The following is a 17694-nucleotide window of genomic DNA, read 5'->3' on the forward strand; positions in this document are numbered from 1 at the left end:
TGAAAACGGCGCGAAATACTTATGTTGTCCGGCCGCGTTTAGCGCTTGAAACATCTACCGGACCGGAAAAATCCTAGCGACGACGGAACTGTGAATTGCGATTGCCGCCAGCGCCGCCACCGCTGGACGCACGTTCGTCCTTATGGCGGAAATTGATGCGGCCTTTTGTCAGGTCATAAACCGACAGTTCAAGCGTTACGCGGTCGCCCGCGAGAATACGGATGTGATTCTTGCGCATACGTCCAGACGCGTAAGCGCCTACGACTACACCGTTGTCCAGCGTAACGCGATAACGGCTGTCCGGAAGGACTTCGTCAACGATACCGTCTAGTTCCAGCAATTCTTCTTTCGCCATGCATGGCTCCTGGTCAAGGGATAAATTGGCTTTGCTCGCTGGGCAAAGCAGGGTGTTCAGTGATGCAGTGTTCGAGTCTTGCAGCGGTTCTGGCAGCCAGCATGCTGGCTGCCGCTTAAAGCCCTTTGACTGACTGGCCGCTCACCTGGCCATCAATCACTTGTTCTGCGTGGGAGATGCACGCAAGGCGTGCTTCTCCAGTTTGTTCAAAAGGTGCCAGGCGTGGCAAGCGATAAACTTCGCCGTTGGTGCCCGCGCGGCAAATACGCACCGAAGCGTCATAGCCTGCCCTTGGATTACGGCCTGTCTGGCCACCAGCCGGACGATGCGGGTAAACCAGCGGGTGAATTTCAAAATCTTTGTAAATCCTGACAGTCTGATTCATGCAACTTATGTCCTGTAATACGTGACGCTGCGTCACATCTATGACTCAACGCCAGCACCCGGCAGCTCCTGGTTCGAAGAGCATGCCAATCTGTGAAAAAATCGCCGCAGCGCTCAATTGTGGGCACGGGCACTGCCGCACACAAATCGCGGATTTGACGGAAAAAGAAACACGCGGACACCGCTTGCTGACATCGGCCGTATGACGGCAGCAAACTCGCGGTAGCGGATGCGTAGACGCATTGGCGCAAAGACGGGACACCGGCGAAAAAACAGCCAGGGCGATGCGGAGATGCTGATTGATAGTGCCGACGCTGAAAATGCAGAGCGCAGTTATTCCAATATGATGCACTAAATCTAGCCAACTGGATAGTGCCGCGTGCCGGCCTTGGCGCGTGGGCCTTTTTCTGACGATGTGCCGATGTCGGGAGCAAAAAAGGGGGCAGAAAAGCGACTGATGCCTGACCCAGCGCCCAGGGTCAGATGAACCTTGCCACGATGTGCGATTGAAGCACGAATAAAAACGAGAAATAAAGCGCTATTGCAGGCCAGCTTTACTGCGATAAATGCTATTTGCATTCAAAAAGCAGTGCGATTTATATGCCGGATGAGGCATAAATTAGCCAGATAAAATCATTATTTCCCGATGCGCCACATAAAATATTGAATCAGACAAGGAAAATATAATATTGCGATAACGGATGAAGGCGCGTATATTTTCAATCTCAGTGCCAATTTAATTTTTAGATGGTCCCGCTCAATCTCATGTTTATGGAGTTGAAAATGAACAAGAACCAGGTCGATGGCGCATTCAAGCAGGTAAAGGGATCGGTTAAGGAAATAGTTGGCAAGGTAACCGGTAATGCTGGTCTGGAAGCTGAAGGGACCGCTGAAAAAATCAGTGGCAAGGTTCAGGAAGGCGTCGGCAAAGTGCAGGGCACGATTAAAGATACCGCCGACAAAATTCGCAAAGATTAAGCACGTCCCAGTGTCCTAATGCCCCCTCTTCAAGGGCCAGATTAAATTATTGCCGGGCGGCACCGTCCGCCTGATATTTCATCTGGAAAAAGCCAGTGCCATGCAAATGGCTACTGGCTTTTTTTTGTCTCTCTCCGCGAGGGATTGCCCACCGGGCAGGGCTAGCCGCAGTAAATAGAGCCGTCCTTCTACTAATTTTTGGGACGCATTGGCTGGAAATGTCACTTAAACGCGAATTAGCCAAGCGTCTCGCCGCGCAGCTTCCATACACGGCACCAAGAGATGATGTGGCGTTTAAATCGACTAAGGCGACATGACATGCTGAACCTTTTCATGACACCAGGAACTCCTCTGTTGACAGGCCTCCGTTCTATTGGGTTGAACGCTTGAATAGCGCTACGGCAACCGTCGTGGCCCGTCCCGCCAGCACGCTTCGACGCGTGATGATGGGCACGGCTTTTCAGCGCTTTTGGTGCGCGCGCGTTCTGGCGTCGGTTGCTTTCCAGATGCTCACCGTAGCGATGGGCTGGCATGTGTATGCCCTCACGCACGATGTATTCACACTCGGGCTGATCGGGCTGTCGCAGTTTCTGCCGATGTTTGCGCTGACGCTGCTGGTCGGTCATGTCGCTGACCGCTATAACCGCAAACGCATCGCCGTAGTCTGTCTGGCGCTCGAAGCGCTGCTCGCGCTGATTTTTTTCCTCGGCGCGCTGGGTGGCTGGCTGAGCGTGCCGCTTATTTTTGTGCTGGCCGTGCTGCTCGGTGCCGCGCGCGCGTTTGAAGCGCCTTGCTTGACGGCATTGCTGTCCGGCGTCGTGCGGCGTGAAAACTTGCCTCGTGCGACCACGCTGTCGACCTCAGCCAAACAAACCTCACAAATTCTCGGACCCGCATTAGGCGGCTTGCTGTATGCGCATGGTGCCAGTTCGGTCTACGCCGTTGCGTTGCTGGTTTTTGCCTGTGCCGCCGCGCTGATTCAGTCATTACGAGTGCGCGCTGCTCCGGTGCAAGCCTCAGCGGTGACATTTGCCTCGATCTTTTCAGGGATGGCGTTTATCTGGAACGAACCAGACATGCTTGGCGCGTTGTCACTAGATTTGCTCGCTGTGCTGTTTGGCGGCGCAACCGCATTGCTGCCCATTTTTGCCCAAGACGTGTTGCGCACCGGTCCGCTTGGGCTCGGATTATTGCGTTCGGCCCCGGCAGTAGGGGCGCTGGCGGGCACGCTCTGGATTAGCTGGTTTCCGTTGCGCAAGCGTCCTGGCATTGCGATGTTTGGCGGTGTGATCGCGTTTGGCGCAGCGACTATCGTGTTCGCTATTTCTCATCATTTCGTACTTTCGTTAGGTGCGCTCACCATGCTGGGCGCGGCTGACGTAATTAGCGTCGTGGTGCGCCTGACATTGGTGCAGTTGCGCACACCGGACGAAATGCTCGGCCGGGTTAGCGCAATCAATTCGCTTTTTGTTGGGACGTCAAACCAGCTTGGCGAATTCGAATCAGGTCTGACCGCAGGATGGTGGGGCGCTGAAACAGCGGTGCTGGCCGGTGGCGTCGCCACGATCACGGTCGCGTTGCTGTGGATGAGGATCTTTCCCCAACTGACCCGGGTGAGGCAGATGGAAAAATAAGCGAGGGCGGCTGGCGGAACGGCAGTTTCCCTCAAAGTTTGTTGAATAATTTTTATTATTCCAATGCGTTAAAAATATTATTAAATTAATAAATGGTCTTTTTTCTGCTCGCCAGCAATAAATAAAACCGATCAATCGAATTTTGCTGCAAAGCAGATTTCAGTTAAAAACTCAGCCAGTTCATCCGGTTATCCCTTGGGAAGCGGCAAAAGAATTCTTCTTCGCCTGGGCCAAAAATCAGCACAATAAAAAGGCAACCTCATGGGTTGCCTTTTCACATTCCTGAAGAGCGATTCATTTACATTTAGCTACGCCAGTTCGCCTCATAAAAACGCACATAACCGCTACGCAATAACAGGCATTGCGCGCGGGTTTCCGAGAGCAACCGGCGCGTGGCCGCTTCAATCCGGGTGCGGTGCTGGTCGAATGCCCCCAGCATGTCTTCAGCCCGAGGGGACGCTGCACCAAAATGATCTTCCAGTGCCTCCGCCGTGATTTCGCATTGCACTCGTTCGCCATCCACCATGGCGTGGAACGCCAGCGTCAGTTCTCGCCCTGAATACTCGGGAGATTCGTTGAGAAAAAGGATTTGCATGGCGGTCTTCCCTGGTTGAACAGCAATTAACTGAGCCGTGCACCTGCGCCTTATCGTGGTGCAGTAGACATAGGCTGGCACGGAGTCCACCCGCCGCACGGATAAACGATGCCCCCACCGCGCGGCTGATGCTACTTACTCTAGGCGAGCTTGTGCCAGGTTCCAAGGTGAAACACGCCATCGGCGCATGAAAAAGATGACAGCAAGATCTGCGCCCAGGAGCCTATGAGCGCTCATGCGCAAGTTCTGTGGGAAAACGCAGGGGAGGCCAGCACGCGGGGGCGATGGCTTAGAGCATGCGTCTGAGCGTGCGGTCTTTGAAGATCACGTGATGGCCAATCGCGGCCAACGCATGCAGCCCAATGATCCAGTAGAACGCATTGCCTAGCCAGACATGCGCGGCCTGCAGCGCGGGAGATGCGATTGCATCGGCGCCAACCAGCGTGAAATTCAGGTTCAGCCATGCCAGATTGACGGGATACCCGGCGGTATTGCTTAGCAAGATGCCAAGCAGCGGTTGCACGAAGATAAAAACATACAGTGCAAGATGTGCCAGGCGCGCCAGAAACACCAGTAACGCATTGCTCTCGCGCTCAGGCGGAGGGCTTTGCCACAAGCGCCAAAGCACACGGCACACCGCCAGCGCCAGAACCAGTACCCCTGCCCAAAAATGGATGCTGCTCCAGAATTCACGGCTATCGCTGTCTTTTGGGCCACGGATTTCGATGGACAGATAGGCCAGCGCAACCAGCAACGCAATCGCCCAGTGAAAAAAAATCGCGGGCCGCGAATAGCGTTCGACCGAAGAAGAGGAAGAGGACATGGGAGAGATCCTGTTGTTATCGCTAGTGGGTTAAAGTAAAAAACGTGTCCTGGGGCGCGAAGTGACATTACTGGATCACTCAGCGCCAAGATAGAAAAACCGAAACAAAAATATGCCAGCAATGATCCACACGACCAGCTTCACTTTGCGCGCCTGGCCAGTCAGCAGTTTCAGCCCAGCGTAAGAGATGAAGCCGAATGCGACACCATTGGCAATCGAATAAGTAAAGGGCATCAATACCGCAGTCAACACAGCGGGCACGACCTCGGTGGCGTCGTCCCACGGTAGTTCGACCATTTCCCGCAGCATCAGGCAGGACACATACAGCAGCGCCGGAGCGGTGGCATAGGCAGGCACCACGCTCGCCAGCGGCGCGAAAAAAAGTGCGGCAAGAAAGAGCACCGCCACGGTGATAGCGGTGACGCCGGTCCGGCCGCCCGCCTGAACCCCAGAGGCACTTTCAACGAAGGCGGTGGTCGACGAGGTGCCAAGCACTGAGCCCGCCAGAATCGCGGTGCTATCCGCCAGCAACGCACGGTTTAGGCGATGCATTTTGCCTTGGACCAGCAGGCCAGCGCGGTTGGCTACACCCATCAGCGTGCCGGTTGCATCGAAGAGCTCCACCAGAAAAAACACCAGGATCACGTTCAGGATGCCAGCCGACAGCGCACCCCGGATATCAAGCTGGAACAGTGTGGCGTCGATAGATGGAGGGGCGGACACAATGCCGTGAAACTGGTTGCCGCCAAAGAAAAAACTGAGCGCGGTCACGGCCAGAATGCCAATCAGGATGGCTCCGCGTACACGCAGAAAATCGAGCGCGACGATCATGAAAAATCCCATGATGGCCAGCACCACGTGCGGCTCATGCAAATTGCCCAGCGTGACCAGCGTGGCTTGATTGCCCACTACCACCCCAGCGGATTTGAGCGAAATAATCGCCAGAAATAGACCAATCCCGCCGGTGATCGCAATCCGGATCGAATGGGGAATGCCATTGACAATCACCTCGCGCACACGAAGCAGAGTCACAACAAAAAACAGGCAGCCGGAAATAAACACCGCGCCCAGCGCAGCTTGCCAGGTGAAACCCATCCCCTTGACCACGGTATAGGCGAAATACGCGTTAAGCCCCATGCCTGGTGCTAGTGCGATGGGGTAGTTCGCGTACAGCCCCATGATGAGCGAGGCAATGGCGGCAACGAGGCAGGTGGCGACAAACACTGCATCTTTGGGCATGCCCGCATCGCCGAGAATCGCCGGATTCACGACAATGATGTAAGCCATCGTAAGAAAAGTAGTCAGCCCAGCGAGTATTTCTGTGCGCAGATTCGTGCCTGCTTCGTCAAAGCCGAAGTACCGTTTTACGAATTCCATGAGCGTAAGGTCTCTCGTGTCTCTCGTCGAAGTGAAGAGGAGGGGGAAGCAAAAACAGGATTGCCGTGCCCGGCATGCGGGTGGCTGAGCACTGGCAGATGCGCTCGCATGCGCCGTGCTACGCGCGAATTGTAATCAGGATCAGGCGAAAAAAATCACTCGGTGCAAACGTGCATCGAGAAAGTTCAAAGGTGTTGTTTGCTGAGTACAGTGCTGAGCTTTGGGACAAGCTGCGGCTAGCGAGGGCAAGGGGCGTGTGCTAGTGCGGCGAATGATGTGGTGAATAGCAAATGGCATCGGCCACAAATAAGCCGCGATGACGGAATTAACCCCAGGCAGCGGCGCTAAATCTGAACGGGGTTATGGCGGTGGTTTGAGGAGCGCGCGCGATCAGGCCAGCAACGGTTTGGTTTCGCAGCGTCTCATGACGTCTCGCTGCGTTATGAGATCTCGTCTATGCCTACTGCCGGTGCCGCTCGCCGTTTGAACAAGCTGAACAAGCTGAGCGGCACGGCAAGACAAAACTAGCGATCAGAACGTAGATCGTCTTAGCCGAGAACGAGAACCGCGCATCGCCTCAGTGTTACGCCTTGCGGTGTGCATCGGCATCCAATGCCTGCTCGGCAGCTTCGCCAACCAGGCCGTTGTAGTAAAGATGCACGCCAATGGCGAGCGAGTCGTTGCGAATTTCCTGGAAGGCTTTCCAGGCTTTGGCGGGTTCGCGGAACAGCAGATAGTGCGCTTCTTGTGCAATCAGGCTAGCCACCTGATGCAGCCCATGACCATGCAGCACATTCACCAGCGCATCGAGACTGCGGTGCGTGCGCGCATCGGTGCGCGGATACAGCATGTGCAGAACGGCGACATTCTGAGCCGCCAGCGTGGCCGACAGCGCGGTCACGATGTCCTGATGATTGAGCGCCGTGACGACGGTGTCTTCAGCTTGAGCGTCGCAAGGGAAAAGTGTTTCGAGGGTAAAAGTCATCAGGCTTACCTATTTTGTTTCGGACTGGAGAACAATGCCCGCCTTGAAATAACTCGCGGCGGGCAGCGACAGCTGCACTGGTTTGCTGCACTAGCTATCGTGGCCCGGAGTATCGCAGAAGGCTCGCAGGTTGCGCCAGATGGTGGATGCAAAAGATTGTTGCGCGAAAAGCCAGAGAACCGGTCTTTCATTTGCCCAATATTTGCCCGATATTTGCCCGATGCGCCACGTCATACGCGTGATAAACACGCCGTGCAGCGCACGTGGAGCGTCTACAATCGCTCCGAAGCTAATCGCACAGGAGCGGGTTGATGCAAGATCCAGAAGCACTCGGCGGCCTGAGCCATTCAGGTGGCGTCGATCACGTGGCACAAACAGCCGACGACGCCTTTATCCCAGCAGAGAACCAGAACCTCGCCAGCGCAAAACAGTACGTGCTGAAATCCGACAACACGTTCATCGTGAATGATCCCCTCGGGGATATCACGGGCAAGGACGATGGCTTGTTTGTCAATGACACGCGCGTGCTGTCACAACTGCGCCTGACTTTCGGCGGCCGCGCGCCGTCCTTGTTATCTGGCAGTGTGAGCAGCGATAACACGGCCTTCACCGCGCACCTGACCAACCATCCGTTGCCGCCGCTTGGCGGTGTCAGCACGCCTGAAGGCGTGATCCACGTCCAGCGTGTGCGGGTGCTATCAGGCTCAGTGCTCAACGAAGCCATCGAACTGACCAACTACGGCACTAGCGACGCCATCGTGCCGTTGTCGATTTCATTTGCCAGCGATTTCCGCGACATGTTCGAAGTGCGTGGACTGAAGCGGACCCGGCGTGGCGAGATCGAGGCGGTGCAAGTCGAAAACGGCGAAGTGCAACTGGGCTACATCGGACTCGACCAAATCGCACGCCGGGTACAGATAGCGTTTTCGCCTGAACCCCAGCAGTTGCTGGCGGACCGGGCTGATTATTCGGTGCAGTTGCCCGCCCAGACCTGCGTGTCGATTTACCTGTCGGTAACGGTGCTGGTCGAAGCCGCCGAGATTTCTGCTGAGGCTGCAGCGGCAACGCCTGCCCGTCCGCGTGTGGGCCGTGCGGCGGTGCGCTCCGGGCTGGTTGAGGCCCACTTGAGAATGCGTGGCCGCCGTCGTGGCACGGCCCGCTTGCGCTCCAGCAATCCGCTGTTTAATGCATGGATTGATCGCTCATTTGCCGATCTCGATCTGCTTACCACCGATCTGGCCAGTGGCCCGTATCCGTATGCGGGCATCCCATGGTTTTCAACGCCGTTTGGCCGGGATGCGGTGATCACCTCGCTCCAGACCCTATGGCTGCAACCCGCGCTAGCCCGTGGCGTACTGCGCTTTTTGGCGCAGCATCAAGCGCGTGAAAATTCGGCGTTCCGCGATGCCGCGGTCGGCAAAATCATGCACGAGATGCGCAAGAGCGAGATGGCAGCTACCGGCGAAGTCCCGTTCGCGCTGTATTACGGCGGGGTCGACACCACGCCGTTATTCATCGTGCTGGCTGGTGCGTATGCCGCTCGCACCGGGGATCTGGCGCTGGTCGATGAGCTATGGCCCGCGCTTGAACGCGCGGCCCAATGGGTCGCAGGCGTGTGCGACAAAAATCGCTTTGGCCTGCTCGACTATCAGCGCGCCTCCGATGGCGGTCTGGCCAACCAGGGCTGGAAAGACAGCCATGACTCGGTATTTCATGCAGATGGCCGCTTTCCCGATGGCCCGATTGCGCTGGTCGAAGTGCAGGCCTACGCCAGCGCAGCTTTCGACACCATGGCGCATTTCTCCACGTTGCGTGGCCAAAGCGATGAAGCCGCGCACTACGCGTCGCGGGCCCAATCCATTCGCGCTTGCGTCGAAGAAAAATACTGGATGGAAGAGGCTGGCTTCTATGGCATTGCGCTAGATGGCCATGGCGAGCTGTGCCGGGTGCTGGCATCCAATGCGGGGCATTTGCTCGCTTTCGGCTTGCCCGCGCCAGAGCGCGGTGAAGCCGTCGCGCGCGTGCTGGAATCCGCGCTGTTTCATACCGGCTGGGGCGTGCGGACGCTCGCAGCGGGCCAGGCGCGCTTTAACCCGATGGCGTATCACAATGGCTCGGTCTGGCCACACGACAATGCGCTGTGTGCCCGAGGCCTTGCGCATTACGGCGGTAAGGCAGCGGCCGTCCGTTTGTTGCAGGCGCTGTTCCAGGCCGCAGTCAATTTCGACATGCGTCTGCCAGAACTCTTCTGCGGTTTTCCGCGTCGGCGCGGCGAGCCGCCAACCGCTTATCCCGTGGCCTGCCTGCCGCAAGCCTGGGCCGCTGGAGCACCCTTCATGATGCTCGAAGCGTGCCTGGGGATGACCGTCGATGCCGCCAAACGCGAAGTGTTGATCGAACAACCGATGCTGCCGGAAGGGATCGACTGGCTGACGATAGATGATCTGCGAGTTGGTGACGCGTCAGTGTCGATTACTTTCCGCCGGGTCGATGGCAAGGTAGTTGCGTCGGCGGAAAAAGGCGATGTGAGGGTGGTCGCGTTGCTATAGGGCTGCTATAGGGCTGCTATAGAACTAGGACTGCACCTTTTACGCTTTATTCGTGTTTATTCCGTGTTGACTCCCGCCTGGGTTAAAAGCTCAGGGCCTAGGCGGGCGCAACAACATGTTCAAGGGCCATCGTTTTCATGCGGTTTTTAAAAGCGCTGCCGATACCGTCTGGCCGGCTTGCTGGCCAGCGCGACATCGGCGGCGCTGGTTTCATTGCGGTGCCAGTTCCTGCGCTGAGGAATCCGCATCGTTGCCTTGCGCGACCAGCACGTGAATATTGCCTGGAATCACATCACCGACACCGCCCGCTGGAATGGTCAGCAAGAGCCAGTCGGCGTTCTTCGCCAGATTGACCGGCGGGGTGGTCAGAATCGGTGTTTTCGAACCCGCGTTGGTCACGATCACCTGGTAGCTACCGCCATCCAGATACACCGAATCCTGTCCTGAAGGTGGCACCGCCGCTTGGTATGCAGTGCTGGCGAGGGTTGGCGTTTGCGTCGAAATATCCGTGCCCGGTGGCACTACGTATAAGTCGACGTTTTGTGCGTTGAGCGACGCGTTAAATGCCCGCACCCGGGCTTTGTCCGATAGCAAGCCTTTGTCATAGGGGTCGTCGATCACCGAGATCGCGGATGGCAGGCTGGCTACAGCAATCGTCGTGTAGTGATGGCCTTTGGCCGCGCTAAAGGCTTGCGAAGCGATAGCGACACTGGTTCCGGCAAGGTTGTAGCTGGCAGTCTGGTTGCCTGTGTCGACGTCGGTATAGCGCGTCACACCCTTGTACTGAACCCCGCTCGCGTAGCTTTTGCTGTTCAGGTAATAGTCCAGATTAGGGCCTGCAGTCACCGCATTAATGAAGCGGGCCTGAGGACTCGACACGCCCAGTATCGTGCCCAGATCATTGCCACCGCCGCATGCTGTTAGCGCCGACACAGTAGAAACAATCGCCACAATGGTTCGAATTGTCTTCATAAAAGTCCCTTGTCTGTTTGAGTGTGAGATGCCCGCTGTCCCACTACTTGCTACTGCGAGTCAGGCACCGGTTGGGTGGCGACACGCGGTTGAGCTTGTGCAGCGACGCGATGCCTGGCCACATCAGGGCTGCGCCGGGCACTGGGATTAACGGGCTTGACGAGCTTGACCGGAGAAGCGAATGGTTTGTTGGTCGCCTGTCGCCTGTTCTGGTCAAGCGGCTTGAAGCCACCTGAAGCCAAACCAGAGAAAAGCAGAAAGTGTGCCAGGACGGCTACGCCAAACACGTGTGGACCTGGTGACTTGGTTCTCGTTAGGCGAGGCCGCTGGGATACCCGTTTGAGGAGGCTTGTGGATGCCCGTGAATAGATGTCTGGCACCTGCTGTAAGGGGCAGCCGCTGAGTTCATGCGGGTGATTTTTCTCGTCAGCGTGTAATTTTTACGTGGAGACTGGGTGGCGGGTAATGGGATGGGCGGGCATTAGCCCGCACAGGCGATGACTCGTGCCTTGATTGAAGCGCGAATCACTGTGAATCGTTGTTGAAAAATGGGCCAGGGGCATCTTCGTCGTCGGAGGTGTCTTCGTTGAATTTACTTACTTCATTAGCAATTTCTTCAAATTTTTCTTTAATTTCACTCAATGCATGATTCGCATCAATTGTATTGTTTCCATATGAATCCAGGGCGTGGTTAATAGAATTAAATAGTTGGGCCGAAATGTTTAAAGCGTCTTTCAATAAACCCTCTTGGGCAAAGCTTTCATTAAGAAGATCTTCTTTTTCTTCCAATTTATTTTTCGCGGACCTAAGGTCATTTTCGAGTTGATCGATATTGGTCTTTTCTTTATCTATATCCTTATCTTTATCTTCCAGCTTGGATGTTAAATTTAAAATTTCTTCTTTATAAAGGGCAATTTGATCGCCATAAAGTTTATTCCTTTCTATCGATGCTGCAGATTCAGCATCGTAATATTTCTGCTCTTTTGATTTCTGGTCCAAAATTTCCTGCATATTTTTTTTAAGGTCATTGAATTTTTTCTGAAGAATCGATTTTTCGTCACTTACGTCATTAGCTTCCTTCTGAAAACCGTTAGCAAGATTTTTCGCCGCTTCTAAATCAGCCATAAGGCTAGCAATGCGAGCTGATTCTCCTTTATTAAGACGAGTTATCTCATAATCACTGCTCGCTTGCTGTATCAGCAAATCTTTTTCCTCAATTTCTTTCCGAAGAGAAGAAATGGTCGAAGTTAATTTGTCGACCAAGTTCTGAACACTAGAAAAATCATCCGCTGAAAAGCCTTTTTTACTGGCGTTTTCGGCAATTTGTTTTGCGTCTTTAAGGTCCTGTTCAAGCATGGAAATTTTGTTTGAAAGTTCATCTATATAGTTATTTTTATCAATTATTTCAAACTGATTTTTTCCAATTTTTTCTTCGAGATCTGCATTAATTAATTTAAGACCGAAAATTTCATTATTCAGAGCAAGAAATCGATGAGGGTAAGTTGACAGGGATTCGCTATCGAAGTTGCTTTTATCATCCATCGAGCCGCTGTTAATGGAGTGATCATTTTCACTTGCGTCGGAACAGGAATCACTATCACCATTGCTCAATGCATCGTTAATGGATTGATTGCCCTTGCTTGCATCGGAATCGATTTTTTGTTCTTGCGTGAAATTATTTTCCATAGTGGAATAATAATTTTCCGTTGAGTCATCATTATAATAATACGATTTTTGATTATAATTAAATGGATTGCTTTTCTCCGAATTTTCTTCTTCTGAGTTTTCGGCCGATGAAAGCTGATCTGAGTCGTCATTGAATTGGGCAATGCCATTTCTATTGTGCGGCCTATTTTTAATAGGCGATAAAAAATCTAAATCGTCCCAAGAGTTAGATTTATTTTCAGGTGGCATAGATTTTTCAAAAAATCCATTAAATTCATGCAAATCTTCAAAAACTATCGCTTTTCCCGCATTAATTTTCAGCCAATTTAATTTTTCAAAAATAGAATCCCACGCGGCGGATTTTTCTTCATTCCCGGAATCCTGCTGCACTGTCAATGCCATCATTTGCACACAGAAAACATTTTCAATTTCTGGGTAACGATATTTAAATTGATTTTGGTCAAGCAAGGATAGAATTTTTTTCGTATGACCAAACCTTCCGCTACTAATACAATCGGAATTTCCGTTACTCAAAATATTCTGAAAACGCATTGCGGATTCAAATAGACTCTCATTCATCTCCCAACTTGTTGCCGACATATAATTAAAATTCTGCCAAAAATTATTTTCTTCAAAAACGCCTTTATTTTTAAAAGCACTATAAATTGCAAAAAGCAGCTTTCCATTTTCAATTCTAATTATTCTATTGGCGAGATTGACCGATACTGAGGTTCTCTCGGCCAGAAAAATATTTGTCAGATCCTGCCCTGAAAAGGTCGAGAGAAATTCTCCAAGCACGGCTGGCGTGATGCAGCCCGCACTAGCACTGTCCAGCACTAGCCCGAGTACCGAATCTCCTTTTTTCGAAATAGACCGGGTCCAGAAGTCGATGCGTTGCTCCAGCGAAACCACGGGGTCATACTTGGCTTCTGGCATGAATGACCAAGCGGATGACGGCGCAGTTGCGTCATGCGATATCGTCTGATGCTGGATTTGCGGTAGCGATTGGAGGACTTGTACGTGGGCTTGAGTTTGTGGCTGCACCTGTACCGGAACTGGCAACTGAGTTGACTGCGCAGACCAGGTTTGCGACGGCATTTGAGCTTTTACCGGCGTTTGTGTCTGTATTTGCGGCGTCTGATTGCGCGTCTGAGGCTGCGCTTGAGCCGGTGCTTGTGGCCGCACCTGTGCCGGAACTGGCTGCAGGGGCCGGGTCTGCGGAGGCGTTTGAGCTTTTGCCAGCGCTGGCGCTTGTGCTGATGCTTTCGGTTGTGTCTGAACTCGCGCTTGATGCCGGGTTTGAAGTTGTTGCTGGTTCTGCGTTTGCGCTACACCCGCAGACATGGGCTGTTTGGGCGCAACCGCTTTTTTAATAGATGGAGAAGGAGGAGGGGTTACATGCGTAGTCCGATTCACCGACGGCGAAGTGGTTTTGAGCGGAACAGCAGGAGTTTTTTGCTCCTGATTCTTATCTAGAGAAACTGGAGCCTGGGCTTTTTTGGATCTTTGCGACGAATATTGATCATTCCATTTTTCTAAAACAATATTGAGTAACACCTTGTTTTTACAAATACGCGGTAACTCATTACTGATTTTTTCGAGCCATTGATTGCCATAGGACTTTAGCTGGGCCTCGAAATGATCGGCACTCATATTGGCGTGCGACACTGAAGTGCTAGAAGTATTTTTATATTCAGAAGCGCGTGGGGCACTCGGCGGTACCGATTTTTTATGCGTAGACTGTAAATCAGATTTTTTAAAATTTAATTGAGGAGTTTCAGATGACGATGATGTTGTCGAGTAAGCAAAAGTCTGCTGGGGAGATGTAGAAATACTTGCGTCACTGGTTTCAAAATTGGCATAAAGATTTGTATTGGAACACAAATTCATTGCATTACTTTTATTCAAAATATCCACCATACCAACCTCAAATAAATTTAAACTTGCAAAACAAAATATTTAATCTAGCAATTTCTGGATCAGACACATCGCATCAGAAAATCTTTCCCCAAAAGCAGCCCAACCAGGCGGCTAACGACATCCATTACAAATCTGGCCGCTCGTTCCTTACTGATTCAGCTACTAAGTAACACCTTCGGTCAGGTGGGTTCCATCCGACAAAAAACAAAGGCAGCCGGCGCTAGCCCATGGCGCTTACCAGCACCCTGGTAGCGGCTGCTAGCACGTCATCACGTGCTTTTGCATCCTTGCCCGGCTGGGTGAAATACAGCGCAAGCGTCACGGGCGGCATGCCCGGAGGCCAGAGCACCGCGATATCACCGGTGGTGCCGTAATCACCTGTGCCGGTCTTGTCGGCTACTTGCCAGGTGGGCGGCACGCCAGCGTGAATCCGTGCCGCGCCGGTCGTATTTGCCTGCATCCAGTCGCGCAACTGGGTACGCTGCGCCGCACCCAGCGCATCCCCGAGGAGCAGCCGTTGCAGGCTGTGCGCCATCGCGGCGGGAGTGGACGTGTCGCGTGGGTCGCCAGGCGTCGCGCTATTCAGTTCGGGCTCCCAGCGGTCCAGGCGAAACAGGTTGTCGCCCAGCGAGCGCGCAAACGCGGTGACAGCCGCTGGTCCGCCAAGGATTTTCAGCAGCAGGTTAGCTGCGGTGTTGTCGCTGTACTGGAGCGCGGCGGCACACAACGCGCCGACGCTCATCCCATCTTCGACATGCTGCCGGGTGACTGGTGAATACGAAGCCAGTTCGCCGGAACGGTACTGAACCTGTTGCGCGAGCAGGCTGGGAGCACTCCGGCTGCGTTGCAAAATGGCCGCTGCGAGCATCGTTTTGAAGGTGCTGCACAGCGGAAAACGCTCATCGGCGCGATAACTCAATGGCACATGGCCGGTGAGATCGAGTGCCAGCACACCAAGACGGCCGCCTGAGCTGCGTTCGAGTTCTTGCAACTGTGTCAAAGCCTTCGCGTTGCCTGCAATGCTAGCGGAGACAGGGCTGGCGGGATGATCCGGTTGAGAGGCGGGCGCTTGCTGTGCCGCACACAGGCTGGCAAACGACCAGGATGCCGTGGCGCATAACAATTTTCGCCGGGTAGGGGAGTGGTTCATGGTTGCCATGGGTGGTTGAATTCGCGGAAAAATAAATTAATCCCGGTGCTTGCCGCATTGCCTGTCCGCTTGTCCGCTGATCCATTAGCCGGCAAGTCAAAAGTGAATCAAGGCAAAAACCGGGATGCATCTACGCGAATGGCACCCAACCCGCAGCGCCATCGCATTTCTGCTCAGACGCTGCGGGCGGCATTTCATTCAATTAATTCATTAATACTGCAGGCCGAAACCACGCGGATAACGCAGGGCACCTGGCGTTCCATCCGGATTCTGAGCCCAGATCATCACCGGCAGCTTGCCTACTGGACGCTGGATTCCCAGCATCACATCGACCACAGCTGGCATCGACGGGCCACGCAAGCCAGCTTCATAGCCGTAGTACGAGTAGGTTGCCAATGCGGCATCGGCAATGTCGTCGTAGGCGATGACGTCATACGGTGCTCGCATCGACACATGCAGCACCGTTTTGTGCTCAGCCTTGGCGTACTCCATCGCGTACCGCATCTGCTGGGCTTCGCTGGGCTCAGCGGCTGCCAGACTGCGGCCCAGGCTTGAACGGGACAAGGGGTTTTCATCGACGTTGAAGACCAGCGAGCCGTTCATCCCGTTAGCGACGGCCAACGATGGCTGCACCGCGAAGGATTTTGCCGCTGGTGGCTGGGCGTCTGGATCTCCATCGCGCTCGACGGGCGTCACGCTGCTTGATAGCGTGCCAACAATGACGATGTCTGCGGCATCAATGGCCTGCTTTTGCTCAGGCCATGGCGTATCGCCTAGTTTCTTGCCCGACACCAGCGGATAGCCCAGCTCATCAAAGCGGCGGCGCATGGCTTCAGCCTGCTCACCCCATGGCGTCAGAATAAAAATTCTTTTGCCTTGTGTGCCTTGTGCCTGCAGCGGTAAAACACCCTTCGCGTTATGAACCAGCGTGATGGATTTTTGCGTAATGTCCTGTTCAATGGCCCGGTGTGCCTGGCTGCCAATCACCGAGAGATCCGGCATCGGCTGGGCAGGGCCATTTGCCGTGATGCCGCGCAGCAGTTTCATCTGCACAATCCGGCGTACCGAGCGATCGAGCTCCGCCCGGTCAACCTGACCTGCGTCGATGGCTGCGCTCACACGGTCGATCAACGCGGCCAGCCGGCCTGAATCAGCCTCTGTGCGGAACTCAACTGGCATCAGCGCGATATCGACATCCGCCTGAAACACTTTGAGCACGGCATCGCTTTGTTCGAAAAAGCTGGAGATCCCTTGCATGTCCAGCGCATCGGTAATCGTTACGCCACGAAAACCCAATTCGCCACGCAAGATATCGTGCTGAATTTTTCTGGACATGGTGGCGGGCGCAATCATCTGTTCGCCAGTGCGCGTCACGATCTGGGTGTTATCGAGCGCGGGATACTGAATATGCGCGGTCATGACCATGTCGGGAATTTGTCCCGACTGAATGGCCTGCCGGTACGGTGCCAAATCGACGGCATAGGCATCAGCACGTGATTTGTTGACGATCGGCAAGCCGTAGTGGGAATCAGTGGCGGTGTCACCGTGGCCGGGGAAATGTTTGAAGGTTGCGATCACTCCCTGGCTAGCCATGCCCTGAGCCGAAAGGCCTCCAAGCAAGCCGACGGTGGCCGGATCATCACCATATGAACGAACGTTGATCACGGGATTAAGCGGATTGCTATTCACGTCTACATCAGGGGCGAAATTGACATTGAAGCCCACGGCCGCGATTTCCGTAGCAAGAACGCGGCCCTGGTTAAACGCCAGTTGCCCATCTTTGGTTGCCTCATAGGCGGCACCAAGCGCCATGTTTCCTGGAAATGACGTAGCCGTAGTGCGTGGCAGACGAAACACATTGCCACCTTCCTCATCCACGCCAATCAGCAGGCCCACTGGGGCATCCTGGCGCACCGCGCTCTTGTACTGGCTGGTTAGTTGCTTTGTCTGGTTAGCATCGACGAGGTTGTCCGCGTACAAGATCACGCCGCCGATACTGTTCTGCTTGACCGCACTCACCACGGCTGGGGGCAGCTCGGTCAGGCCATCGGTGCATGCAGGCTGGCTGGGAGCGCACCAGTAGCGAAAGGCCATCATGATTTTCTGGCCAACTTTCTCGCGGGTGGTCATCGAGTTAACGATCTTCTCCGCCTTTTCTTCGACAGAGACGACGCTGTCATCTGATGAGCATCCGCTCAATAGTGCTAACGAGATCAAGCCAGCAGTCAAGGGGAGGAGCTTGGGAATGTTGTGTCTCAGCATGGTTCTTTACCTTTTTATTAGGAATGTTCAAAGATATTTGATTAA

Annotated in this window: 13 protein-coding genes; 3 read left to right on the forward strand and 10 right to left on the reverse strand. The window is 54.0% G+C overall.

Going from position 1 to position 17694, the window contains the following annotated elements; translation table 11 throughout:
- Positions 1–73: 73 nt before the first annotated feature.
- Both infA and GH656_RS15760 read right to left on the reverse strand, forming a co-directional pair.
- Positions 74–355, reverse strand: coding sequence for a translation initiation factor IF-1 (gene infA, locus GH656_RS15755; RefSeq protein WP_153076994.1), 282 nt, complete (start codon positions 353–355; stop codon positions 74–76).
- Positions 356–470: 115 nt separating this feature from the next.
- Positions 471–740, reverse strand: coding sequence for a hypothetical protein (locus GH656_RS15760; protein WP_153076995.1), 270 nt, complete (start codon positions 738–740; stop codon positions 471–473).
- A 782-nt stretch (positions 741–1522) separates the two neighbouring features.
- Between GH656_RS15760 and GH656_RS15765 the strand changes: the two genes are divergently transcribed.
- Positions 1523–1717: a CsbD family protein gene (locus GH656_RS15765; RefSeq protein ID WP_153076996.1), complete on the forward strand. Its 195-nt coding sequence runs from the start codon at positions 1523–1525 to the stop codon at positions 1715–1717.
- 443 nt (positions 1718–2160) lie between these two features.
- Positions 2161–3351 carry an MFS transporter gene (locus tag GH656_RS15770; protein WP_153077364.1) on the forward strand — a complete coding sequence of 397 codons (1191 nt, stop codon included), beginning with the start codon at positions 2161–2163 and terminating at the stop codon, positions 3349–3351.
- Positions 3352–3655: 304 nt separating this feature from the next.
- Here GH656_RS15770 and GH656_RS15775 read toward each other — a convergent pair whose 3' ends face one another.
- The 4 genes from GH656_RS15775 to GH656_RS15790 form a co-directional block, all read right to left on the reverse strand.
- Positions 3656–3946 (reverse strand): DUF1488 family protein, encoded by a 291-nt coding sequence (locus GH656_RS15775; RefSeq protein WP_153076997.1) that lies wholly within the window; start codon positions 3944–3946, stop codon positions 3656–3658.
- Between the two features lie 289 nt (positions 3947–4235).
- Positions 4236–4769: a cytochrome b gene (locus GH656_RS15780; RefSeq protein ID WP_153076998.1), complete on the reverse strand. Its 534-nt coding sequence runs from the start codon at positions 4767–4769 to the stop codon at positions 4236–4238.
- A gap of 75 nt (positions 4770–4844) precedes the next feature.
- Positions 4845–6146, reverse strand: a complete 1302-nt coding sequence (locus GH656_RS15785; RefSeq protein WP_153076999.1) for an NCS2 family permease — start codon at positions 6144–6146, stop codon at positions 4845–4847.
- 583 nt (positions 6147–6729) lie between these two features.
- Positions 6730–7131 carry a hypothetical protein gene (locus tag GH656_RS15790; RefSeq protein WP_153077000.1) on the reverse strand — a complete coding sequence of 134 codons (402 nt, stop codon included), beginning with the start codon at positions 7129–7131 and terminating at the stop codon, positions 6730–6732.
- A 311-nt stretch (positions 7132–7442) separates the two neighbouring features.
- Between GH656_RS15790 and GH656_RS15795 the strand changes: the two genes are divergently transcribed.
- Positions 7443–9680: an amylo-alpha-1,6-glucosidase gene (locus GH656_RS15795; RefSeq protein ID WP_153077001.1), complete on the forward strand. Its 2238-nt coding sequence runs from the start codon at positions 7443–7445 to the stop codon at positions 9678–9680.
- A gap of 210 nt (positions 9681–9890) precedes the next feature.
- On the opposite strand, the gene GH656_RS15800 is transcribed toward GH656_RS15795, so the two are convergent.
- From GH656_RS15800 to GH656_RS15815, 4 genes are all read right to left on the reverse strand, one after another.
- Positions 9891–10652 carry a DUF4397 domain-containing protein gene (locus GH656_RS15800; RefSeq protein ID WP_153077002.1) on the reverse strand — a complete coding sequence of 254 codons (762 nt, stop codon included), beginning with the start codon at positions 10650–10652 and terminating at the stop codon, positions 9891–9893.
- Positions 10653–11177: 525 nt separating this feature from the next.
- Positions 11178–14237 (reverse strand): hypothetical protein, encoded by a 3060-nt coding sequence (locus tag GH656_RS15805; protein WP_153077003.1) that lies wholly within the window; start codon positions 14235–14237, stop codon positions 11178–11180.
- Between the two features lie 220 nt (positions 14238–14457).
- Positions 14458–15387, reverse strand: a complete 930-nt coding sequence (gene bla, locus GH656_RS15810) for a class A beta-lactamase (protein ID WP_153077004.1) — start codon at positions 15385–15387, stop codon at positions 14458–14460.
- 210 nt (positions 15388–15597) lie between these two features.
- Complete coding sequence (locus GH656_RS15815; RefSeq protein ID WP_153077005.1) at positions 15598–17649, reverse strand: glycoside hydrolase family 3 protein; 2052 nt, start codon at positions 17647–17649, stop codon at positions 15598–15600.
- Positions 17650–17694: the final 45 nt, after the last annotated feature.

This window comes from Paraburkholderia bonniea (assembly GCF_009455625.1).
Lineage (GTDB): Bacteria > Pseudomonadota > Gammaproteobacteria > Burkholderiales > Burkholderiaceae > Paraburkholderia > Paraburkholderia bonniea.

Excerpts from the sequence above, each read along its gene's own strand:
- GH656_RS15790 (WP_153077000.1), bottom strand. The coding sequence starts at position 7,131 with ATGACTTTTACCCTCGAAACACTTTTCCCTTGCGACGCTCAAGCTGAA.
- GH656_RS15770 (WP_153077364.1), top strand. The coding sequence starts at position 2,161 with ATGATGGGCACGGCTTTTCAGCGCTTTTGGTGCGCGCGCGTTCTGGCG.
- GH656_RS15760 (WP_153076995.1), bottom strand. The coding sequence starts at position 740 with ATGAATCAGACTGTCAGGATTTACAAAGATTTTGAAATTCACCCGCTG.
- GH656_RS15765 (WP_153076996.1), top strand. The coding sequence starts at position 1,523 with ATGAACAAGAACCAGGTCGATGGCGCATTCAAGCAGGTAAAGGGATCG.
- GH656_RS15775 (WP_153076997.1), bottom strand. The coding sequence starts at position 3,946 with ATGCAAATCCTTTTTCTCAACGAATCTCCCGAGTATTCAGGGCGAGAA.
- GH656_RS15815 (WP_153077005.1), bottom strand. The coding sequence starts at position 17,649 with ATGCTGAGACACAACATTCCCAAGCTCCTCCCCTTGACTGCTGGCTTG.
- GH656_RS15800 (WP_153077002.1), bottom strand. The coding sequence starts at position 10,652 with ATGAAGACAATTCGAACCATTGTGGCGATTGTTTCTACTGTGTCGGCG.
- bla (WP_153077004.1), bottom strand. The coding sequence starts at position 15,387 with ATGAACCACTCCCCTACCCGGCGAAAATTGTTATGCGCCACGGCATCC.
- GH656_RS15795 (WP_153077001.1), top strand. The coding sequence starts at position 7,443 with ATGCAAGATCCAGAAGCACTCGGCGGCCTGAGCCATTCAGGTGGCGTC.
- infA (WP_153076994.1), bottom strand. The coding sequence starts at position 355 with ATGGCGAAAGAAGAATTGCTGGAACTAGACGGTATCGTTGACGAAGTC.
- GH656_RS15780 (WP_153076998.1), bottom strand. The coding sequence starts at position 4,769 with ATGTCCTCTTCCTCTTCTTCGGTCGAACGCTATTCGCGGCCCGCGATT.
- GH656_RS15785 (WP_153076999.1), bottom strand. The coding sequence starts at position 6,146 with ATGGAATTCGTAAAACGGTACTTCGGCTTTGACGAAGCAGGCACGAAT.
- GH656_RS15805 (WP_153077003.1), bottom strand. The coding sequence starts at position 14,237 with ATGGTGGATATTTTGAATAAAAGTAATGCAATGAATTTGTGTTCCAAT.